A 20,416-nucleotide genomic window follows, 5' to 3' on the forward strand; every position below is an offset into this window, starting at 1 on the left:
GGGGCCACCTCTACCTGGTATCAGGCGGTTTGGCGCGCTTGTGCCAGACGTCCCATGTTGGTCGGAAACAAATCCAGGCCAGCGGTTGCCACCAGATCCCAGAAGCCGGCGGGAGAACTGGAGACTACGGTGACGCCCAATTTATCTTCCACCTGACGCACGGCTTCCAGCGACACCAACCCCCCGCATGACAGCAGCAAGCCTTGTGCTTGACCGGGAGCCTGCTCTTGGGCGATGTCCCAGGTTTTCAGGCAAAGGTTGACCAACTCCTGCGTGCTGATTTGCGACATGGCCGTGACGTCATTGACGCCCAGACCATAAGCGCACACGGCTTGAATCTGGTTTTGTGCCAGAAAACGGACCAGACGCTGGTTCACGTCGTCAATGTAGGATGAGGCTACTGCGACCCGCTCGATACCGCTGACACGCAGGCCGCGCAAGATGGCGTGGCTCATGGTGGAGCATGGCAGGCCCGTGGCTTCACGCAGGCGGGCGACCAGTTCGTCGTTAAAGTCCGAGCCCCTGTAAAAGCTGAGCGAGGTGCCCATCAGTGACACGGCCTGGGCGCCACGGGCAGCCAGTTGCTGAGCCGCTTGTACAACCTGGTCAATGACCTGGTCATAGCCCTCCTTGTCTACCGAACTGAGCGCCAGACCTTGGGCGATGAAGTCAATTTCTGGGTACATTTCCGGGCCTTCCGGAGGCACCAGACCGGCGGCCGGTGGCACGATCAGGCCCAGGACGGGGCGTTTGGTGTCAGAGTTGTCAGTCGTCATAACAGTCACTGCTTGTTTCATTGTTTAAAGTCGAGTTGGGCGCTTTTGATCACGTTGGCCCAGCGTTCGGTCTCTTCACCCAGCCATTGTTCGGTGGCCTGGGCATTCTGGTAACCGGCGACTGAACCTTGAGCCAGGAAAGCATCCTGTACCTGCTTTTGCTGCATGCTGTTTTCCAGCGCCTTGCTGACGGTGGCGACCAGGGCAGGGTCTACGTTTTTGGGGGCCAGCATGAACAGCGAGGGTGTCACGCTATAGCCGGGAATGGTTTCCGAAACGCTGGGCAGATCGGGCATGCCGGGAAAGCGGCGTTCGGACAAGGTGGCCAGCAGACGGATGCGGCCGGAGTTGGCCAGGCCAATAGAAGAGGCCAGGCTGGCAAAGGACATGGATACTTCACCGGCGGCCAGAGCTTGGCTGGCGGGAGCGCCACCACGATACGGGACATGAACCAGTTCTGTCTGGGTTTTCAAGGCGAACAACTCGCCACCCAGATGGTGTACCGAGCCCACACCTACCGAGGCAAAGGTTTCAGTTTGAGCGGGCGCCTTGCGGATCACTTCGATGAGCTCGGCAACGGTCTTGACGGGGCTGTCACCGGGAACAGCCAGGGCCAGATCAGACTGGCCCACCATGCCAATCGACGTGAAATCGCGCTGTAAGTCATAACGCAGCGCCGGGTAGATGTAGGGAGCGACCAGCAAGGAGGTATCGGCAAATAGCAGCGTGTTGCCGTCAGCCTGGGATTTGGACACGTAGTCGGCAGCAATGGTGCCACCGGCGCCGGATTTGTTCTCCACAATCACGGTGCGATCCAGCTCTTTGCTGAGCGCCTGGGCGGTCACGCGGGCCAGGGTGTCGACCCCGCCGCCGGGTGCAAAACCCACGACCAGACGAATAGGTTCTGCCGCGTGTACCGCAGCCAGAGGGGTTAATGTCAGGGCGAGCGCAGCCAGCGCACGCCGTGTGAAACGGCTTGCAAACATGAGAAAGTCTCCTCGGTATGAGTGGTAGTTTTTTTAGCGAATTATTTATTTAGTGCCGCATATAGAACCCGGCTAATGGGTTGAGCTGGGCATGGAGCCAGCTATAACGTTCGCGCTTGTCGAACTCCCATTTCTCGGGATGGGCTTGGGCGACACGGCGCAGGGATTCGGCACCGGACAGCACATGGCTGGCCGCAGCCTGCATGGCGCTGGGGCCGTCGCGCAGGGCCAGAGCCTGGGTCAAGGCCTGATGTTCATGCCAGGACTGCTCCATGCGGTTTTCCTGATCCAGATGGCGGTGGCGGTAAGGGTTGGTCAGACGGCGCAGATGTTCAATTTGCTGCACCATGAAGGTATTGCCGGCAATGCTGTGAATCAGGGCGTGCAGTTCGGCGTTGTACGTGGCGTAGTCAGCCAGGCTTTTTTCCTGCAGGGCCTTGGCACCGCGTTTTTGCAAACGCTCCAGCTCGCGGATCTGCGCATTGCTGATGCGGTAGGCCGCCAGTTGGGTACAGGCGCCTTCCAGCAAGGCCAGGGTTTCCAGCATTTCTTCCAGCTCTTCAATGGTGTGCTGGGTGACAAAAATGCCAGCTCGGGGGGCGATGCGAACTTGCCCGGTGGCCGCCAACTGCAGCAAGGCTTCGCGCACCGGGGTGCGTGATACTCGGAAAAACGTGCACAGCAAGGATTCATCAATGGCGCTGCCCGGCGGCAAATCACCGCTGGCAATGCGGTGCTCCAGTTCGATCCGTACCCGGTCGGTATTGCTAAGCGTCATGTCTGTCTCCCATGCCTATTGCTATTTTTTAGGCTTAAATGATTCTAGGGAGGGCTTTTTGATATATCAATTAAGGCTTATCCGAGGGTAAAGAAAGTTTTGTGCCGTTTTGCTTCGAGTAGATTTCACGGATAATCAATCTCTTGCGGCCATTCCCACACTCTTTCCAAGAGGGGATCAGGCACGGTATTTTCCGGATGAGACCCGATGAGCAACGAACGTAAACCCCTTGATGCGCTGGCCAGTGGTGCCATGCTGGTGCTCTGTTTGATCTGGAGCTTTCAGCAGATCTTGCTCAAGGCCACGGCGCATGACATGGCGCCTGTTTTCCAGATTGGTTTGCGCTCGGGTGTCGCCTGCGTGCTGGTCGCTTTGCTGGTTCTGGTGCGGACACACAAGCTGGCCTTTACAGAAGGGGCCTGGAGGCCGGGCTTGATGGCCGGTTTGCTGTTTGCGCTGGAGTATTTGCTGCTGGGCGAAAGTCTGCGTTTTACCTCGGCAGCGCACGTGGTGGTGTTTCTATACACGGCGCCCGTGTTTGCGGCTTTGGGTCTGCATATACTTTTGCCTTCGGAGCGTTTGGCCCGCCTGCAATGGGTGGGCATCGGCCTGGCGGTGGCGGGTATCGCCATTACCTTTTTAGGCCCGGCCAGCATGGATGGGACTGATCTGGGTCGCATGCTGATTGGGGACTTGATGGCCTTGGCAGCCGGGGCCTTGTGGGGCTTTACCACCGTGTTGATCCGCAGCACGCGCCTGTCTGCTGTTCCGCCTTCGGAGGCCTTGCTGTATCAACTGTTCAGTGCTTTTGTGATTCTGATGGTGGCTGCGGTGGTCAGCGGTCAAACCCAGGTGCATTGGTCGGGTTTGCTGGGCGCCAGTCTGGTATTTCAGTCCGTGGTGGTGGCTTTTCTAAGCTTTCTGGTCTGGTTCTGGTTGCTGCGTAATTATCAGGCCTCGCGCCTGGGGGTGTTCTCTTTTGCGACTCCACTGTTCGGTGTGTTATTTGGTGCTTTCTTGCTGGGCGAAGCCATAGAACCCCGTTTTGTGATGGGCGCTTTACTGGTGCTGATGGGCATTACCCTGGTCAGTGCCTATAGCTGGATCAGTCAGCTGCGACGTCGCAGAACGTGAGCGAGTCAGCGATCCGATGCGAACGTCCTTAAGGGGCAAGGCGTTGCCGCAAGCTGCTTTTCAACCAGCGGCAAAATTGGCGAGCATCACGTTGTTGGGGTGATTGTGCGTTGACATAGGCCATGTAGGTTGCGCCTGTGGCAACCTGGCCAGGGCCCACTTCCCGCAAGACGCCATCGCGTAGATGGTCCATGACCAGTAAACGTGGCACAACCAGAAATCCTGATCCGGCAATGGCCCCGGCAATGGCGAAAAACAGGTGATCGTAGGTGGCGCTCATCAGCAGACGCGAAGGCTCAATCCCCTGATCCAGAGCCCATACACCCAATATGTCGGGGCGTGAGCGCGCGGTCACCATAGGCCAGTGCTCCCACGTTTGCCCGCTGTGTTGCTGAATCAAGGCCGGTGCGGCCACACAGACGAGTTCTTCACGTGTCAGCTCCCAGCTTTCGCTATCGGGCAGATTTAAATCCCGGCTGATCAGGACATCGAATTCTTCATTAGGGCGTGGTGGCGATAGATTGGTGATCAGATCAATCTGCATGGCGTGCTGGGCGGTGAACTGGCCAAGCATGGGAACCATCACCGTCATTGAAAAACTGGGCATGGACGTGCGGACTCGCAGCCGTCCGTGCTGATCCGGCTGATGGGCGATTTGCTGAATGGCCATCTCCAGGGTGGCCATTGCATCTTTGACCGTGTCATACAACTGCAGGCCGGCTGCCGTCAGCTCAATATAGGGACCTCGTCGAATGAACAGGGCCTGTTTGCTGACTTTTTCCAAGGTGGCGATATGTCGGCTGACTGCGCTTTGGGTGATCCCCAGGCTTTGGGCTGCACGGGTGAAATTGCCTTGTCGGCCCACGGCGACAAATACGCGCAGTGGAACCAGAGGAACCGTCTCAAGCATGATTAAAACTCATGATAGGGTCACGACTAATAGGGGGTGGAGGTAGGGTGTAACAGAACGGTCATCTACGATAAATACCATGATTTCCATGCGATTTTATTTAAATTTCAGGAAATAATCATGCAAAACCGTTTTCCTTATCTATCCGCTTTGCTCATGCTTTCTTGCCTGGCTTCGGGCGCCGCCAAGGCCGATGAGGTGGTGTTGTACTCCTCTAATAATATCGATGTGGTGAACACGGTGATTGAGCAGTTCCGTCAGGTTCATCCCGAGATAGCGGTGTCCGTGGTGCGGGCAGGTTCCGGTGCCTTGATGCAGCGTATCAAGGCAGAGGCCGATCAACCTTTGGGTGACTTGTTCTGGTCGGGTGGGTTTTCCACCTTGTCGCAGTATGCCGATTACCTGGCGCCCTACTCCTCGCCTGAGGCCTCGGCGGTAGGAGCCCAGTTTCAGGGGCCAGACCAACGCTGGCTGGGTACCAATACCCATGTCACGGTGTTGATGGTCAATGAGCGTCAGTTGGGCAAACTCCAGGCTCCTGCCAGTTGGGCGGATCTGGCTGATCCTGCCTGGAAGGGCAAGATCGTGATTCCTGATCCGGCACGCAGCAGCTCCTCCTATGTCGCCCTGTACGGTTTGCAGGAGTTGATGGGCCAGGACGTGTTTGAAAAAGTGGCTCGCAATGCCGTGGTGGTCGGCACGACAGCGGGCGCCTACGAAGGCGTTGCCAATGGCGAGTTCGCGGTTGCGGTAACGATGGAGTATGCCGCCTATCAATATGTGGCCGGTGGTCTGGATACGATTGACCTGGTCTACCCCAAAGAGGGTACTTTCCTGTCGCCGGAAGGGATGGCCTTGATTAAGGGGGGGCGTAATCCCGAGTCTGCCCGCAAGCTGTATGACTTCCTGGCCTCCCGCCCTGCACAGGAAGAGGTATTCAAAAGTGCGTTTCGCCGTCCTTTACGCAGCGACATTGCCGTCAATACGCTGACAAGCCTGCCTGCCATGGATCAGATCCGTGTGCATGCACTGGACGATGAGCGTATGGGTGCCGATCGTGAGGCTTTCCTGGCGCGTTGGCGTGATCTGGTTTCGCAGCGCTAGGCAGGACTCCTATGCAGATACATTTATCAGGCATTCAGCAAAGCTACGGCGCACAGACCTTGTTTCAGGGTTTGGATCTGAATATCCCCAGCGGCTCCTTGTTTACCCTGTTGGGGCCGTCGGGTTGTGGCAAGACGACCTTGCTACGCATGTTGGCCGGATTTGTGCGCCCTGATCATGGCAAGGTGCTGTTCGGCCAGAAAGAGATGACGCAGGTGCCTGTGCACAAACGCAATGTGGGCATGGTGTTTCAGGATTACGCCTTGTTTCCGGACCGCAGCGTGCTTGAGAACGTGAGCTACGGTTTGCTGGCGCGTGGTCAGTCTCGCACTCAAGCCCGTGGTCCCGCTTTGGACATGTTGGCGCGGGTAGGTTTGAAGGATAAAGCGGATGCCTTGCCGTCCGCGCTGTCCGGGGGGCAGCGACAGCGAGTGGCCATGGCACGCGCCTTGGTGATTAAGCCTGATCTGCTCTTGCTGGACGAGCCCTTGTCTGCCCTGGATGCAAAGCTGCGCACGGACTTGCGCGAAATGCTGCGGGACTTGCAGCAGGAAGCCGGCATTACCACCGTGTTTGTGACGCATGATCAGGAAGAAGCGCTAAGCGTGTCTGACTACATTGCCGTGATGGACCGGGGATGTGTCCGTCAGGTCGGCACGCCTGAGCAGATTTACCGCTGCCCTGACAACAGTTTTGTGGCCGATTTTGTGGGTGGGGCCAATCTGATCGAGCTTCAAGAGGAACTCGGTCAGGCTGCAGATGGCTGCCGCCGCTTTCGGACAGCGGGTTGCATAGTGCGTATCCAGTCTGCCGGACGTTTTTCTGAGCAGACGATGTTGGCTGTGCGGCCTGAAACCCTGAGTGTGGATGCCTTGCGTCCACTGGATGAGGGTGACATTGCCGCGCGGATTGAAAGCGTGGATTACCGAGGCCCCAGTACGGCGTATCAATTGCGCACGGAATTTGGTTTTCTGAAAGCGGTGGTTTGGAACACCGGCGCCGTGCAGAGTTGGGAGCGAGGGGATGCGGTGGTCTTGCGCGTTCCCGAGTCGGCTCTTTTGGTGGAGCGGACATGATGCTGGGTTCTTTGCGACGCGATCCAGCCTGGCTGATGCTGGCTCTGGGGGCCGTGGCCTTGCTGGGCTACTTTTTGCTGTGGCCGGTCTTGTCCATGCTGGCCAGTTCCCTGGTCAACCAGGACGGTCAGTTTGGTTTGCATGGTTACGTGCAGTTTTTTTCGGAACCGGCGTACCGGGAGAGCCTGTTCAACACCTTGTGGTTGGGCGGTGCGGTAACCCTGCTCAGTCTGGTGCTGGGCGCCGGTTTGGCCCTGGCAGCCGCGCGCTTTTCCTTCCCATTGGCCGCCTGTCTGGGTGTATTGCCCTTGCTGACCTTGGTCATTCCGGATGTGGTGGTGGCCGCGGCCTGGATTGTGGTGTTGGGTAAACAAGGCGTGCTCAATAGTCTGCTGGCTCCCTTTGGCCTGGAGTTGCCTTCCTTGTACTCCTGGTGGGGTCTGGTTTTTGTGATGACCTTGAACAACTACGTGTATGCCTATGTGGCTGTGCTGGTAGGTTTGAAGTCCATGGATCGCAACCTGGAAGAGGCGGGTCTCAGTCTGGGCAGCTCACCGGGGCGCACGTTGCGCACTGTGACCTTCCCTCTGATGGTGCCGGCTTTATGCGGTGCTGCGGTGCTGGTTTTCATGCACGTTATCGGGGATTTTGGCGTTCCAGCCATTCTGGGCGCCCGTACCCCCGTGTTGGCGGTCAAGACGTATAACGAGTTTGTCAGTGAAATGGGCGGTAACCCGCAAATGCAGACCACCATGGCGTCTTTGCTGGTGTTTCTGGGTTTGGTTTTGCTGTTGATCCAAAAGTGGGTCGTGGCCCGACGCACCTACCAGATGGAGTCCGGACGGGCCCCTGTGCGGGTGCCTTTGCGTGCGTGGCAGGCAACCGTGTGCGCCACCCTGGTGTCGATCCTGGTTGTCTTGTCGATACTGCCGGTGCTGGTGGTCATTGTGACCGCATTTACGCCCTCTATCGGGCCGGTGCTCAAGTATGGCGGCTTTACCTTAAGCCATATGCAGCAAGCCTTGGTGCAGGCACCCGGACCTTTGTACAACTCCTTGCTGCTGGGGGCAGCGGCAACCAGTGCGGGTGCCGTGTTTTCTATCGTGGCCGCCTATCTGATCGTCAAACGTCCGTCTGGACTGAGTGCAGGTCTGGACGCGCTGGTCATGCTGCCTTTGACGATTGCCGGCACGGTACTGGGCATTGCCCTGATCAACGTGTTTAACAGCGGCTGGCTGGTGCTGACGGGCAGTTGGGTCATTATGGCGCTGGCCTACTTTTTGCGCCGGGTGCCCACCAGTGTGCGGGCGGCCATGGGGCCTTTGCATAACGTGCGCAATTCCATCGAGGAGGCCTCCATCAGTTTGGGCGTGGCCCCGATGCCAACTTTTGCGAAGGTCGTTTTGCCGCTGGTCTGGCCGGCGGTGATTGCGGCCACGGTGCTGATGTGGATTACGACTTTGTCGGAATTATCCGCCACGGTGGTTCTGTATTTCGGCGGGATGAGCACCCTGCCTATCGAGGTTTTTCAATTGGTCGACAGTGGACGTTTGGCTCAGGCCAGTGCGTATAGCCTGGTGCTGTTGATGGCGATATTTTTGCCGCTGCTGCTGACCCGTTTCATTTTCAAAGTAAAAGTAGGATGGACACAATGAGCTCTGTGCAATGTCAGGAAGAGATCGCGCTGGCCCAGCGCGTATTGGGAGCCAAGGCATCGGCCACCAAAGAGATGACACGCCTGGCCAATCAAATGCGGCAACAGGGGCAGTCAGTTATTACCCTCAGCCAGGGCGAGCCGGATTTTGCGACCCCCGAGCATGTGCGTCAGGCGGCCAAAGAAGCGATTGATCGCAATGAGTCCCGCTATACCGAAGTAGCCGGCACCCTGGCTCTGCGTGAGGCTGTGGTGCGCAAATTCGAGCGCGACAATGGCCTGCACTTCAGCCCGGATCAGATCCAGGTGGGTTGCGGGGCCAAACAAGCCTTGTACAACGCCTTGCAGGCCACGGTACAGGACGGTGACGAGGTCATCATCCCTACCCCCGCCTGGGTGTCTTACCCTGAAATGGTGTTGTTGGCCGGTGGCCAACCGGTCATTGTGCGGTGCAGTGCACAGGCCGGCTTCAAGCTGCAAGCTGACCAATTGGAACGGGCCATCACCCCCCGTACCAAATGGCTGATGCTCAACTCCCCCTCCAACCCCAGTGGTGCGGTGTATTCGCGTCAGGAGCTGGAAGTACTGGAGCAAGTGCTGTTGCGTCACCCCCATGTCTGGGTGATGGCCGATGATGTGTACGAAAAAATCCGTTATAGCGACGAACCCTTTGCAACGCCGGCTGCTTTGTCGCCCCACATGGCAGCGCGCACCTTGACCATCAATGGTGTCTCCAAGGCCTATGCAATGACGGGTTGGCGAGTGGGTTTTGCAGCGGGTCCGCTGCACCTGATCAAAGCCATGAATCTGGTGCAGTCGCAAGCAACCTCACACACCAGTTCCATCAGCCAGGCGGCGGCGGTGGCCGCACTGGATGGCCCCATGGATTTTCTGCCTGAGTTTGTGGAAGCGTTCCGTCGCCGCCGCGACAAGGTGGTGGCCGCGCTCAATGCGATGCCGGGCATTGAATGTGATCTGCCTATGGGAGCGTTCTATGTGTTCCCTAGTTGCCAAGGCGTATTGGGTTTGCGGGACCCGTCAGGTCAGTTGATCAGTACGGATAAGGACTTGTGCATGTATTTCCTGCGTAGTGTTGGGGTGGCCGTTGTGCCTGGTTCGGCGTTTGAACTGCCTGGTCACTTCCGGGTGTCTTACGCCTCCAGTGACCAGGAGCTGGAAGAGGCCATGAGCCGCATTGCCCAAGCTATTGCTCGACTGAGCTGAACCCCTTACGGAGAAACAGTGTGAACAGTAAAAAAAATCAGGTGTTGAAAGCAGCCTTCTCCCAAGGGCGATTGATGACGGCAATGGCCGCTCATAACCCGTTGGCGGCTCGTCTGGCTCAGGATGCCGGTTTCGGGGCAATTTGGGGGAGCGGTTTTGAGTTGTCTGCCAGTTATGCCGTGCCCGATGCCAACATTCTGTCGATGGGAACGCACTTGGAGATGATGCGGGCGATTGCCTCGACCGTGGACATCCCTTTGATTGCCGACATTGATACTGGTTTTGGTAATGCAGTGAATGTCAGCTATGTCATACCGCAGTACGAGGCGGCGGGCGCCAGTGCCATTGTGATGGAGGATAAAACCTTTCCGAAAGACACCAGTTTGCGAGCGGATGGGCGTCAGGAGTTGGTGCGAATTGAAGAGTTCCAGGGCAAGATTGAAGCGGCTTGTGCCGCACGCCGTGATCCGGATTTTCTGATTATTGCGCGGGTAGAAGCCCTGATTGCCGGCCTGGGGCAAGAAGAGGCCTTGAAGCGTGGCCTGGCGTATGAGCAGGCGGGTGCAGATGCCATTCTGATTCACTCCAAACAGGCCACGCCAGATCAGATTCTGTCTTTTGTAGAAGCTTGGACAGGCAAGGTGCCGTTGGTGTTGGTGCCTACGGCCTACCCTCAACTGACCGAGGCCGACATTGCCCAATTGGGCAAAGTGGGCGTGGTGATTTACGGCAATCATGCGATTCGTGCGGCCGTAGGGGCCATGCAAGCGGTGTTTGCCCAGATTCGCCAGGATGGCGGCATTCAGAATGTGGATGCCAGTCTGCCCTCCGTCAAAACCATTATTGGTTTGCAAGGTGATGCCCATATGCGTCAGATCGAGGCCCGATTCCTGCGCTAGAAGGGGCAGCATTGGGCTTCGTATAATGGCTGATGGCCCGATGGCGGGCCCTTAGCCGGATAAATGCGATGCCCCAATCTGCACAAGGCCCTATCCCGGTCACGCTGTTGACCGGCTTTCTGGGCAGTGGGAAAACGACCCTGATCAATCGCGCTTTGCAAGAAGCGCAGATGGCCGACACGCTGGTCATCATCAATGAGTTTGGGCAGACGGCGCTGGACCATCTGCTGGTGGCGCACAGCCAGGAAAATCTGGTGCAGGAGATGGGCAATGGCTGCGTGTGTTGCACCATACGGCGCGATCTGGTGCAGACCTTGCGTGATATTACCTGGCGGTTTTCCAGGGCGGGTCAGCGACAGTTTAGTCGGGTGTTCATTGAAACAACGGGGCTGGCTGATCCCGCCCCTATTATTCATACCTTGCTGGGCGAGCCTCAATTGGCGGGCAAATATCGTCTGGATGCGGTGGTCACGGTCGTTGACCTGGAGCATGCCAGCGAGACCTTGCGTCGCGAGGAGCTGGCCCGGCGGCAAGTCGCCTTAGCCGATCTATTGGTATTGAGCAAACGCGACTGCGTCGATGCCGATCGTGAGCAGGAGGTCAGCCAGCAATTGGCTGGATTGAATCAGGCCGCTCAGCGTCTGGTTTTGGATGTTGGGCAATCTATGGCGCCCTATTTGCTGGCACTGGGCGACCAGCAAGGCCAGTGGGCTGCGTGGGAGGCGTCCAGCCATGATTGTCTCCATGAGCATTATCACGACCATGGCGCCGGTGGTGCGCTGTCCGGGCAAGCGCGGCATGGGCATGCTGTCAGTGCGATCAGCGTAGCCGTGCCGGAGGCACTGAATGCGCAGCATCTGTCGGATTGGCTTGATGAGCTGTGTCGTTGGGCGGGTCCGCGCTTGTTGCGTTTGAAAGCGGTCTTGGCCGTGCAGGGCCGGGAGACGGCGCAGGTAGTGCATGCCGTGCAGCATCGGGTCTACCCGTTCGGATCCTTGTCGCAGTGGCCTTGGCCGCAACGGCAAGGGCGTCTTGTACTCATTACGCAGGATCTGGAACCAGCTCAAGTTTGGCAGCGGCTGTGTCAGTTGGATGCGTCGGTTCGTGCGGTGTGAGGTGCATTTTCCCCGTTCTTTGGCCGTTGATGGAAAACAGCCCATGAGATTGGTGAGTTTGATGGTCGTCAGTGTTTCCAAGAATATGGCTGGGTGCCGTAATTTCTATTTATAAAAATAAGATTAAGATGCATTTAGTCGATACACATGTCTTGTAACGGCCCAGCACCTTGAAAGGAGTGATCATGAAGGCAATGGTTTATTACGGTGAAAATGACATCCGCTTTGAAGAACGGGAGAAACCGGACCTTCAAGCACCTACCGATGCCATTATTCGCATGGTTAAAACCACAATTTGTGGTACGGATCTGGGTATTTGGAAGGGAAAAAATCCAGAAATCCGTCGTGTGGCCGAAGAAAAAACCGGCAGTTTCAATGGCCGTATTCTCGGGCACGAAGGGGTGGGCATTATTGAGCAGGTTGGCTCAGCGGTAAAAAACGTCAAAGTGGGCGATAAGGTCATTGTGTCGTGCGTGAGCCGTTGTGGTACCTGCGAGAACTGCCAAAAACAACTGTATGCGCACTGCCGCAATGACGGCGGCTGGATTTTGGGCTACATGATTGACGGTACACAGGCTGAATACGTGCGTACCCCCTTTGCCGATACGTCCCTGTACCCTTTGCCTGCCGAACTGAATGAAGATGTGGCCGTGTTGCTATCCGATGCTTTGCCCACTGCACATGAAATTGGCGTGCAGTATGGCAATGTGCAGCCGGGTGACACCATTGCCATTGTGGGAGCCGGCCCAGTGGGTATGGGGTGCTTGTTGACCGCCCAGTTGTATTCGCCCAGCCAGATCATCGTGGTAGACATGGACGAGAACCGACTGGCTATGGCCAAAGAGCTCGGTGCCACGCACATCATTAATTCGGCCAAGGAAGACCCCGTGGCTCGTATTATGGCCATTACCGATGAGCGCGGCGTAGATTGCGCGATGGAAGCGGTGGGCGTTGAAGCGACCTGGAATGTGTGCCAGCAAGTGGTCAAGGAAGGTGGTCATTTGGCCAATGTGGGTGTGCATGGCAAATCGGTGAATTTTTCGCTAGAAAAATTGTGGATCAAAAATTTGACCATTACCACCGGTCTGGTCAATGCCAACACGACAGGCATGCTGCTCAAAACATGCTGCTCGGGCAAGTTGCCCATCGAGAAACTGGCAACCCACCACTTCACGTTTGATCAGCTTGAAAAAGCCTATGATGTGTTCAAACATGCCGCTGACGAAAAAGCAATGAAGGTGATTGTCGATTTCGCCTGACGATTTTATGCCGACCCTGCCACGTAAAGCGCCTGTTTATTGCAGGCGCTTTTTTGTGGTTATGCAGATGGGGTAGGTTTTAAAAAAAGGACGCCTAAGCGTCCTTTTCAAAAGCCGTTGGGCTAACAGACTTTATTGGGGCTCTACGCCCACTTTCTTGAACAAGGCGGCCCACTGGGGAACTTGTTGTTCCACTTTGGCTTGCAAGGCGGCCGGGTTGGCTTCTTTGTCCATGACCGTCGCTCCCAGGGTGGACATGCGGCTTCGGAAGTCCTTGTCGGCCATGCCGGTCTGCAAGGCTTTCACCAAGGTATCCACGACAGGCTGGGGGGTGTCCTTCGGTGCCCACATACCGTGCCAGATACCAACTTCAAAGTCCTTGAAACCGGACTCCTGCATGGTGGGGACGTCCGGTAAGGTTGGGACGCGTTGCGGGCTGGTCACGGCATAGACCTTCACTTTGCCGGATTTGATTTGTTGGGTGGTATTGGTGGTTTGGTCACACATGACGTCCACCTGCTTGCCCATCAAATCCGCAATGGCCGGGGCGGTGCCTTTATAGGGGACCGTCAGCAGCTCGATACCCAGCGCTTCGGTGAGCATGGTGCCGCACAGGTGGCTGGCTGCGCCAATCCCGGCGTTGGCCAGGGACACCTTGTCCTGGTTGTCCTTCAAGTACTGCACCAGTTCCTGAATGTTGTTGGGCGGGAAGTCCTCGCGGGCAATGATGGTCATGGGAACGTCGACCACCAGACCGATGGGGGACATACCATTGATGGCGTCGTAGCCGGGTTTTTTGTACAGCGAAGGAGCCGTGGAAAAGCCGATGTGCATCAGCAGTATGTTGTAGCCGTCCGGTTTGGCACGGGCGACCTGGGAGGTGCCAATGGAGCCTCCGGCACCGCCCTTGTTTTCGACCACGATGGTTTCACCCAAGGCTGGGCGCATGGCTTCGGCCAGAGCGCGTGCCACGTTGTCCGTGGGGCCGCCCGCCGCAAAAGGGACCACCATATTGATGGGGTGGTCCGGATAACCCGCTGCCTGCGCGGTGACCGAGCAGGCCAAGGCCGCGCCCAGACTGACAAACAGCTTGTTTAATGCAACAGCCATAATGCCTCCTTGATAAGGATTGCTTATTCTTTTGGGAGATACCTGGATCCGGTCGCTTGGTGTTGCGAAGCGTTGCAGGAGTGGCTTTATTCTACTGAGTGCAAACGCGTTTCTTGTTCAGGTCTAACCCTAGTAAGGGGCGTAAATCGGCTAGGGGAATATACGGGGACAAGCCACGACCTAAGGCGGTGGCTTGTCCAGGGACGGGGTCACGCAGAGGTCGGTTTATGCAGGACCGGCGTTAGGTAGGCGATGACGGCAACCGTCAGGGCGGCAGTGGCGACCAAGCTGCAAAAGATCATCAGACCCTGATCCAGGCCTAAGTGGTCGGCCAGCCAGCCCAGGCCCAAAATAGGCAAAATGGCACCCAGGTAACCCGTGATCAGGTAGGTGGAGGTCAGGCCGGCACGCTGGTGCGGGGGGGAGACACGTTGCACGATGGACATGCCGCCGTACATGCACAGGCCGTGGCCAAAGGCGGTCAGCAGTACGCACACAATGAACAGTAGCGAGGAGCTGGCCCACAGATTGATCAGCAAGGCGATACAGGCCAGGGTGAAGGACAGCAGCCCCACAATGACGCTGCGCTTGGCCGGCCAGCGGCGGATCAGTAACTGGAAACCCGAGGACAGAAACAGAATAATCCCGATGGAAAAGCCGCTGGTGGCCGGGCCGTGCCAAGGCACCATTTGCGCCATGAAGCTCGGTGCCAGAGAGGCAAACAGACTGAACATGGCAAAGGCGCAGCAGGCAGACAAGCAGCCAATCAGATAGGGGCGTCGTAAATGGGTGGCGGGCAGCGTCAGGCGCGGCATCCAGGTGCGCCAACTGTTCTTTTGCGGAACAGGCTGTTTGCTGGCAATGGGCTTGATCTGAAACAGGGCATAGATGGCCAGTACGCCCAGGATCATGGAGGGGATATAGCTGGAGAACAGTGGGTTCGGTATCCATTGTGCGATCAGGCCACCTACCACTGGGCCCAGGCCAAACCCAAAGGCCAGCATCAGCGAGGTAGTGGCCGCAGCGCGTTGCACATCCCCGCCCCGGTTAAATTGCCCCAGACCGATGGAGGCCGAGGTCACAATCATGCTCGATGCCATTCCGATCATGATGCGGCTGAATAGAAAGCTGCCCACATCCCAGGCAAAGGCAGACAGGGTTACGCCGCTGGTGACCAGAATCAAGCCGGTACGCAGCACGGGCATAAAGCCTTTCATGTCGCTTAAGCGGCCCAGAAACAGCAGGCCCGTCAAGCCGGAGGCCATATACGCCACGTAGAGTTGGGTGATGTGGCTGGCGTTCAGATCCCAGCGATCCTGGTACAGCGGATACAGGGGGCTGGCCAAGGCCGTACCCATTACCCCGATACACATGGCGATACTGATCCACACGTAAGGGTCCCACTTGCTTTTCTTGCAGGGGGGCCGTGGCGTTGCGGGTTTGTCAGCGTCCGCTGCTTGGCTCGGGTGGTTCAGGTGATGTTCGACTCGTGCCTGTTGCAGGGTCTGGGCGGGGGCACTGGCGTGAAAGTCCTTGCAGCTTTGGGCGTCTTGCCAGCTTTCGTGCAGCACCCAGTGTCCGGGGGGCTGGTCCTTGCGCAATACATCGAAGCGTAAACAGGCGGTGTTGGCTCGGGCTTGTTCAGCCAGCGAGCCTGTATAGGTATCCTGCGCTTGCAGATCCAAATCGGTGAAATGGTAGTGTGTAGTACGAAAGTACGTATCGCCCATGCGACGCAATCCTTGACAGCGAAATCATTCGGGACCATCAAGGATACTCTTTCGTGTCTGTACTTACATGGCAAATAGCTGACACTAGGTTGGCTGGCGCAAATCCAGATGTACCTCAGCCACATGCAAGACCTCGGCCTCGTGGTCCGGGTCGCGCCAGGTGTCCTCACAGGCCATTTGATGCCAGTGTTGCATGGCAGGCAGTGCCAATAAGCGACTCATGTAGCTTTGGCACGTCTTGTCCAGCGTCAGACCATAGGTTTGCAAGCGAAATACCACGGGGGCGTAAAAGGCATCGACCGCGCTGAATCGCTCGCCGGCCAGGAAGGGGCCACAAAAACGGCTCAAACCTTCTTGCCAGAGGGTTTGCAGGCGATCCAGTTCACCTTGCAGGCGCATATCGTGCTGATGGTGATGGGCCCGCAAGGCAACGGCAAAGGGACACAGATTACGTAGCGAGGAAAAATTGGCGTGCATCTCTGCACTGGCGCTGCGAGCCCAGGCGCGTGCAATGGGGTCAATCGGCCAGACGCCGGGGTGCTGTTCGGCCAGATATTCAGCAATGGCCAGGCTGTCCCAAATAATTTGCCCATTGGTATGCAACACAGGGACCTGGCCTGTCGGGGCCATTTCGTGAAAGGCCACAGTGCTAAAGGGATGGCCAAAGTTGAACCAGCGCACGTTAAAATCCATGCCCAAGTGGCTCATTAATAACCAGGGTCGCAAAGACCAGGACGAGTAGTGGGGATTGCCCAGGACAAGGGTATAGTTTCTGGAAGCTTGCATGGTGGCACGGGTTTACGAAGGGGATGGTGGTTGCACTGTAGTTGGCTTTGATCTGTTTGGGTAGTACTGGCGCCGTCTTGCCGTTTTGGGACGTGGTTTTTTTACTGACTTGTGGAGTCGTCCATGGCGTATGACCTGGAAAAACGATTGGTCATTGGCCTGGCCTCCAGTGCCTTGTTTGATCTGAGCCAGTCTCATCAGGTCTTTCTGGAGCAAGGGGAGGCGGCCTATCGCGATTACCAGTTGGCACGCGAGCACGAACCGTTAAAGCCGGGTGTGGCCTTTTCCTTTATCCGGCGTTTGCTGGCCTTGAATGATTTGTCGCCCGACGATCCCTTGGTGGAGGTCGTGTTGCTGTCGCGTAACGATCCCAATACCGGTTTGCGGGTTATGAATTCCATCCGCCATCATGATCTGGACATTACGCGGGCGGTGTTTTTGCAAGGGGGCGACCCCAGCCCTTATATTCAGCCGCTGTCCATTAGCCTGTTTCTGTCAGCCAACAAGGAGGATGTACACCGGGCGGTGCAGCAAGGTTATCCTGCAGGCCAAGTGTTGAATTCATCCTACGAGGATGCCTACGATGACCAGCCTATCCGGGTGGCCTTTGACTTTGACGGGGTGATCGCGGACGACGAGTCCGAGCGCGTGTATCAGCAAGAAGGCGGCCTGCCGGCCTTTTTCGAGCACGAAGTGCGTTTGGTGCAAAAGCCCCATAATCCGGGCCTGTTGCAGGCGTTTTTGCTGAAATTGGCACATATTCAGGAAGTGGAGCAGCAGCGTCAGGAGCAGGATGCCAGCTATGTGCCGCGTTTGCGGATTGCTATTGTGACAGCGCGCAATGCCCCGGCCCATGAACGCGTCATCAATACCATTCGTAGCTGGGGCATTGAGGTGAACGAGGCTTTCTTTCTGGGCGGCATTGAAAAGCGGCGGGTGCTGGAAGTCTTGCAGCCGCATATCTTCTTTGATGATCAGACCACGCACTTGATTCCGACCGCGCAGACCTTGCCCTCCGTGCATATTCCGTTTGGGGTGGTGAACCATCCGCCGGTGAAAGTGGCGGAGCCGGAGAAAAAGAAGGGTCGGAAACAGGAGCAGCGGAAATCAAAGCCGTAGATAAGGTGCTGTGATTGGCTAGTGCGGCTGCAGCGGGCTTAGTGCCAAGTGCGTTTGGTTTTAAAACCGCCCAAGACAAAGCCGCGAGCTGATGCGGGATCAGGCGCGGCTTGGTTCTTGTCGGCTCCCAGTTCTCAGACTTGGGCCAGAGCGCGGCTAACAGCGCGTGCAGCGGGTTGAATCAGGCTGGCCAGGGCGTCGGGATTGATGGCCTCAAAGCGCTCCAGGCTTCCCAGTAAGGTCAGGCTGCCGAAGATTCGTTTGGCATCGTCAAACACAGGCGCGGAAATCCCGGCGATACCCGGATTGATCTGCTCCTTGGTAATGCAATAGCCCGCGCGGCGTAGCTCCTGCATATGGGCCGAAAAAACCGGCCATTCCTTGCCCAGGCCTTGCACATAGTCAATATGTTGATTTTTCTCGTACAGACGACGCAGGTGGCGGGTGGGCAGATAAGCGGTAACGATACGCGCCGTGGAACTGCGGAACATGTCCATGGTTCGGCCACGGCCAAACAGCAGCTCGAAACGCCCCGGCCCGGTTTCCTGATGGGTGGTCAAGATGCGTTCGCCGTATTGCTGGCCGATCAGTACGTCCAGCCCGGTTTGCTCGACCAGCGAGCGCAACAGGGGGCGACAGCGGCTGACCAGCGGATCAAATTCGCGGATCAGCAAATCCATTTCTATAAACCGTGGCCCAGGGGCGTAGCCTTCTGGGCTGCGAATCAACAGGCCGCTATTGCACAGCTCTTTCAGATAGCGATAGGTGGTGGCGGGAGGGTAGCCCAGGCGGGTGCAGATGGTCTCCACATCCAGCACCGGCGTATGTGCACCGTACAAGTCCAGAATTTGCAGCATGCGTCGCAGACTATTCATGTGCCCTCGTAAAAACGGAGTGGTTGATTCCCTATTCTAACCACGCTCAGGCCTGTCAGTGGGGAGCAACAGCGAGCCTTACTCCGCTCTACTGGTTTATACCTAAACAATCAGATTATTCGGAAATTTTTCTCAGACTGCGGTAATAATCGGGAATATAAGCGGGTCTGTTCTGTATTTGCTTACACATGGCCTACTCTTTTTGTGACGCTGGGCACCTTGTGGACCCGGCCCCGGTTTGACGAGGTGGACATGGATCAGGCACAGCACAGCCAAGTGTCGTTGGAAATTAAAAATGTACTGTTCATCATGTGTGATCAGTTACGCGCCGATCATCTGTCCTGTTATCGCCCTGGTGGTGCGCTAAAGACGCCGAATCTGGATCGTTTGGCGGCGATGGGACTGCGGTTTGATCGCGCCTATGTGAACTCGGCTGTCTGCGGACCGTCACGCGCCTCGTACTACACCGGCCGCTACCCCTTGTCGCATCGGGTCACCTGGAACCGCGTCCCTCACCCCATCGACGAGCTGTATCTGGGCGATTATCTGGCCCAGTCGGGAAGGGACTGCCATCTGTTGGGCAAGACGCACCATGTACCGGACCCAGCTGGCGCCAATGCTCGACGTTTTCAGGTTCAGCCCGAGGCTGCCGAGCGTTTCTGGCAAGGTGGTTTTACCGCGATTGAGCGTTATGACGGCCACTTTGAAATGGGCCCGGATAGCGAGTATCGCCAGTATTTGCAGGCCCAGGGTTACGACAGCGAGCGTCCCTGGGAAGACTATGTGATTGGCAGCCAGGATGCCCAGGGCCAGTTCGCCTCTGGTTGGTACATGCGCAATGCCAGCCTGCCCGCACGGGTACAGGCACAGGACTCTGAAACCGCGTACTTCACCCAGCGGGCCATGGATTTCATCACGGCCAAAGGCGAAGAACCCTGGACCTTGCACCTGTCTTTCATTAAACCGCACTGGCCTTATAAAGCTCCGGCACCCTACCACGACTGTTTCGGCCCGGAAGACGCCTGTACCCCCTTGCGTGCGGAACACGAGCGCCAGAATGCGCATCCGGTGCATGCGGCCTATCAGCAGCATGAAGAGTCCCAGTCTTTTGCCCAGGACGAGGTCTGGCGCACCATCAAGCCCGTGTATATGGGCCTGGTCCAGCAGATTGATGATGAAGTCGGCCGTTTGCTGGACATGCTCGAGCAGCAAGATCGCCTGAAAGATACCCTGATCATTTTTAGCTCCGATCATGGCGATTTACTGGGCGACCATTGGCTGGGCGAGAAAGAGTACTTCTTTGAAAACGCCATTCGCGTGCCGCTGATCGTGGTGGACCCACGGACCTTGGCCAATGCCACACGCGGCCAAAGCAGCGATGCCTTTGTGGAGTGTGTGGATGTCACCCCCACGATTCTGGATGCCTTGCATCTGCCCGCCCAGGAACACCGGGTGGAAGGCCGTTCCCTGATTCCGCTTTTGCACGGTCAGTCCGAGTGGGCACGTGAATACACCGTGGCCAGCCTGGATTATGCCTATCGGGAAGCCCGCCAGATTCTGGGTCGTGGCGTGGACGAATGCCGTGGCCTGATGTTGCGTGATGGCGAGTATAAATACATGCATTGGCAGGGTTACCGGCCACAATTGTTCGATTTGAGGCAAGACCCTGACGAGCTGCACGATCTGGGCGCAGACCCGGCGTATGCAGCGGTTTGTCGGCGTATGAAAGAAGGCCTGCTGGACTGGCACGACACCCTGAAAGGACGTGCCAGCGAGAGCTGGGCTGCGGTAGAGGATCGTACCAATGCGCACGAGCGCATGATGAATATCTTGATTGGACGATGGTAAATGCGCTGCGGGGGCTACCAGTGGGTGGCGGAC

General features: G+C 57.2%; 18 protein-coding genes and 1 pseudogene. 10 read left to right on the plus strand and 9 right to left on the minus strand.

The window, feature by feature from the left end; genetic code table 11:
• Nucleotides 1-20: 20 nt before the first annotated feature.
• The 3 genes from OKX01_RS00150 to OKX01_RS00160 are packed head-to-tail and all read right to left on the minus strand — an operon-like array spanning nt 21 to nt 2,540.
• Nucleotides 21-776, minus strand: a complete 756-nt coding sequence (locus OKX01_RS00150) for an aspartate/glutamate racemase family protein (RefSeq protein WP_108727011.1) — start codon at nt 774-776, stop codon at nt 21-23.
• Between the two features lie 17 nt (nt 777-793).
• Nucleotides 794-1,762: a Bug family tripartite tricarboxylate transporter substrate binding protein gene (locus tag OKX01_RS00155; protein WP_249460698.1), complete on the minus strand. Its 969-nt coding sequence runs from the start codon at nt 1,760-1,762 to the stop codon at nt 794-796.
• A 49-nt stretch (nt 1,763-1,811) separates the two neighbouring features.
• Nucleotides 1,812-2,540 carry a GntR family transcriptional regulator gene (locus OKX01_RS00160; protein WP_108727013.1) on the minus strand — a complete coding sequence of 243 codons (729 nt, stop codon included), beginning with the start codon at nt 2,538-2,540 and terminating at the stop codon, nt 1,812-1,814.
• A gap of 207 nt (nt 2,541-2,747) precedes the next feature.
• Here OKX01_RS00160 and OKX01_RS00165 point away from each other — a divergent pair, with 207 nt between their 5' ends.
• Nucleotides 2,748-3,674, plus strand: a complete 927-nt coding sequence (locus tag OKX01_RS00165; protein WP_264672258.1) for a DMT family transporter — start codon at nt 2,748-2,750, stop codon at nt 3,672-3,674.
• 28 nt (nt 3,675-3,702) lie between these two features.
• Here the strand turns inward: OKX01_RS00165 and OKX01_RS00170 are convergent, their stop codons facing one another.
• Nucleotides 3,703-4,584 (minus strand): LysR family transcriptional regulator, encoded by an 882-nt coding sequence (locus OKX01_RS00170; RefSeq protein WP_108727015.1) that lies wholly within the window; start codon nt 4,582-4,584, stop codon nt 3,703-3,705.
• A 120-nt stretch (nt 4,585-4,704) separates the two neighbouring features.
• Here OKX01_RS00170 and OKX01_RS00175 point away from each other — a divergent pair, with 120 nt between their 5' ends.
• The 7 genes from OKX01_RS00175 to OKX01_RS00205 all read left to right on the plus strand — a co-directional run bounded on the left by OKX01_RS00175 (nt 4,705) and on the right by OKX01_RS00205 (nt 12,915).
• Complete coding sequence (locus OKX01_RS00175) at nt 4,705-5,688, plus strand: ABC transporter substrate-binding protein (RefSeq protein ID WP_108727016.1); 984 nt, start codon at nt 4,705-4,707, stop codon at nt 5,686-5,688.
• 11 nt (nt 5,689-5,699) lie between these two features.
• Nucleotides 5,700-6,764, plus strand: a complete 1,065-nt coding sequence (locus OKX01_RS00180) for an ABC transporter ATP-binding protein (protein WP_249460700.1) — start codon at nt 5,700-5,702, stop codon at nt 6,762-6,764.
• Nucleotides 6,761-8,419: an ABC transporter permease gene (locus OKX01_RS00185; RefSeq protein WP_249460703.1), complete on the plus strand. Its 1,659-nt coding sequence runs from the start codon at nt 6,761-6,763 to the stop codon at nt 8,417-8,419. Before OKX01_RS00180 ends, OKX01_RS00185 begins: the two co-directional genes overlap by 4 nt.
• Entirely contained in the window at nt 8,416-9,642 is a 1,227-nt protein-coding gene (locus tag OKX01_RS00190) for a pyridoxal phosphate-dependent aminotransferase (RefSeq protein ID WP_264672259.1), read from the plus strand. Before OKX01_RS00185 ends, OKX01_RS00190 begins: the two co-directional genes overlap by 4 nt.
• 20 nt (nt 9,643-9,662) lie before the next feature.
• Complete coding sequence (locus OKX01_RS00195) at nt 9,663-10,541, plus strand: phosphonopyruvate hydrolase (RefSeq protein WP_108727020.1); 879 nt, start codon at nt 9,663-9,665, stop codon at nt 10,539-10,541.
• Between the two features lie 68 nt (nt 10,542-10,609).
• Nucleotides 10,610-11,656, plus strand: a complete 1,047-nt coding sequence (locus OKX01_RS00200) for a CobW family GTP-binding protein (protein ID WP_264672260.1) — start codon at nt 10,610-10,612, stop codon at nt 11,654-11,656.
• A 185-nt stretch (nt 11,657-11,841) separates the two neighbouring features.
• Nucleotides 11,842-12,915, plus strand: coding sequence for a zinc-dependent alcohol dehydrogenase family protein (locus OKX01_RS00205; protein ID WP_108727022.1), 1,074 nt, complete (start codon nt 11,842-11,844; stop codon nt 12,913-12,915).
• Nucleotides 12,916-13,047: 132 nt separating this feature from the next.
• Here the strand turns inward: OKX01_RS00205 and OKX01_RS00210 are convergent, their stop codons facing one another.
• From OKX01_RS00210 to OKX01_RS00220, 4 genes and pseudogenes are all read right to left on the minus strand, one after another.
• Nucleotides 13,048-14,025, minus strand: coding sequence for a tripartite tricarboxylate transporter substrate binding protein BugD (locus tag OKX01_RS00210; protein ID WP_094195156.1), 978 nt, complete (start codon nt 14,023-14,025; stop codon nt 13,048-13,050).
• 209 nt (nt 14,026-14,234) lie between these two features.
• Nucleotides 14,235-15,398 (minus strand): MFS transporter, encoded by a 1,164-nt coding sequence (locus OKX01_RS00215; RefSeq protein ID WP_413544476.1) that lies wholly within the window; start codon nt 15,396-15,398, stop codon nt 14,235-14,237.
• 135 nt (nt 15,399-15,533) lie between these two features.
• Nucleotides 15,534-15,755, minus strand: a pseudogene (locus OKX01_RS18890) (antibiotic biosynthesis monooxygenase); the annotation flags it as partial.
• An 84-nt stretch (nt 15,756-15,839) separates the two neighbouring features.
• Nucleotides 15,840-16,541, minus strand: coding sequence for a glutathione S-transferase family protein (locus OKX01_RS00220; protein WP_264672262.1), 702 nt, complete (start codon nt 16,539-16,541; stop codon nt 15,840-15,842).
• A gap of 123 nt (nt 16,542-16,664) precedes the next feature.
• On the opposite strand from OKX01_RS00220, the gene OKX01_RS00225 reads away from it, so the two are divergent.
• Nucleotides 16,665-17,660: a 5'-nucleotidase gene (locus tag OKX01_RS00225; protein ID WP_264672263.1), complete on the plus strand. Its 996-nt coding sequence runs from the start codon at nt 16,665-16,667 to the stop codon at nt 17,658-17,660.
• A gap of 134 nt (nt 17,661-17,794) precedes the next feature.
• Here OKX01_RS00225 and OKX01_RS00230 read toward each other — a convergent pair whose 3' ends face one another.
• A complete protein-coding gene (locus OKX01_RS00230) occupies nt 17,795-18,535 on the minus strand; it encodes an IclR family transcriptional regulator (RefSeq protein ID WP_094195159.1) in 741 nt (246 codons plus the stop codon).
• A 252-nt stretch (nt 18,536-18,787) separates the two neighbouring features.
• Between OKX01_RS00230 and OKX01_RS00235 the strand changes: the two genes are divergently transcribed.
• Nucleotides 18,788-20,383, plus strand: a complete 1,596-nt coding sequence (locus tag OKX01_RS00235; protein WP_264672264.1) for a sulfatase-like hydrolase/transferase — start codon at nt 18,788-18,790, stop codon at nt 20,381-20,383.
• Nucleotides 20,384-20,416 lie beyond the last annotated feature (33 nt).

The organism is Alcaligenes sp. SMD-FA (assembly GCF_025960365.1).
GTDB classification, from domain to species: domain Bacteria; phylum Pseudomonadota; class Gammaproteobacteria; order Burkholderiales; family Burkholderiaceae_B; genus Alcaligenes; species Alcaligenes aquatilis.

What these genes read in the sequence shown, in the direction of transcription:
- OKX01_RS00190 (WP_264672259.1), top strand. Translation starts at nt 8,416, where the DNA reads ATGAGCTCTGTGCAATGTCAGGAAGAGATCGCGCTGGCCCAGCGCGTA.
- OKX01_RS00150 (WP_108727011.1), bottom strand. Translation starts at nt 776, where the DNA reads ATGACGACTGACAACTCTGACACCAAACGCCCCGTCCTGGGCCTGATC.
- OKX01_RS00225 (WP_264672263.1), top strand. Translation starts at nt 16,665, where the DNA reads ATGGCGTATGACCTGGAAAAACGATTGGTCATTGGCCTGGCCTCCAGT.
- OKX01_RS00205 (WP_108727022.1), top strand. Translation starts at nt 11,842, where the DNA reads ATGAAGGCAATGGTTTATTACGGTGAAAATGACATCCGCTTTGAAGAA.
- OKX01_RS00200 (WP_264672260.1), top strand. Translation starts at nt 10,610, where the DNA reads ATGCCCCAATCTGCACAAGGCCCTATCCCGGTCACGCTGTTGACCGGC.
- OKX01_RS00235 (WP_264672264.1), top strand. Translation starts at nt 18,788, where the DNA reads ATGGATCAGGCACAGCACAGCCAAGTGTCGTTGGAAATTAAAAATGTA.
- OKX01_RS00230 (WP_094195159.1), bottom strand. Translation starts at nt 18,535, where the DNA reads ATGAATAGTCTGCGACGCATGCTGCAAATTCTGGACTTGTACGGTGCA.
- OKX01_RS00160 (WP_108727013.1), bottom strand. Translation starts at nt 2,540, where the DNA reads ATGACGCTTAGCAATACCGACCGGGTACGGATCGAACTGGAGCACCGC.
- OKX01_RS00170 (WP_108727015.1), bottom strand. Translation starts at nt 4,584, where the DNA reads ATGCTTGAGACGGTTCCTCTGGTTCCACTGCGCGTATTTGTCGCCGTG.
- OKX01_RS00165 (WP_264672258.1), top strand. Translation starts at nt 2,748, where the DNA reads ATGAGCAACGAACGTAAACCCCTTGATGCGCTGGCCAGTGGTGCCATG.
- OKX01_RS00220 (WP_264672262.1), bottom strand. Translation starts at nt 16,541, where the DNA reads ATGCAAGCTTCCAGAAACTATACCCTTGTCCTGGGCAATCCCCACTAC.
- OKX01_RS00210 (WP_094195156.1), bottom strand. Translation starts at nt 14,025, where the DNA reads ATGGCTGTTGCATTAAACAAGCTGTTTGTCAGTCTGGGCGCGGCCTTG.
- OKX01_RS00185 (WP_249460703.1), top strand. Translation starts at nt 6,761, where the DNA reads ATGATGCTGGGTTCTTTGCGACGCGATCCAGCCTGGCTGATGCTGGCT.
- OKX01_RS00175 (WP_108727016.1), top strand. Translation starts at nt 4,705, where the DNA reads ATGCAAAACCGTTTTCCTTATCTATCCGCTTTGCTCATGCTTTCTTGC.
- OKX01_RS00215 (WP_413544476.1), bottom strand. Translation starts at nt 15,398, where the DNA reads ATGTGTATCGGGGTAATGGGTACGGCCTTGGCCAGCCCCCTGTATCCG.
- OKX01_RS00155 (WP_249460698.1), bottom strand. Translation starts at nt 1,762, where the DNA reads ATGTTTGCAAGCCGTTTCACACGGCGTGCGCTGGCTGCGCTCGCCCTG.
- OKX01_RS00180 (WP_249460700.1), top strand. Translation starts at nt 5,700, where the DNA reads ATGCAGATACATTTATCAGGCATTCAGCAAAGCTACGGCGCACAGACC.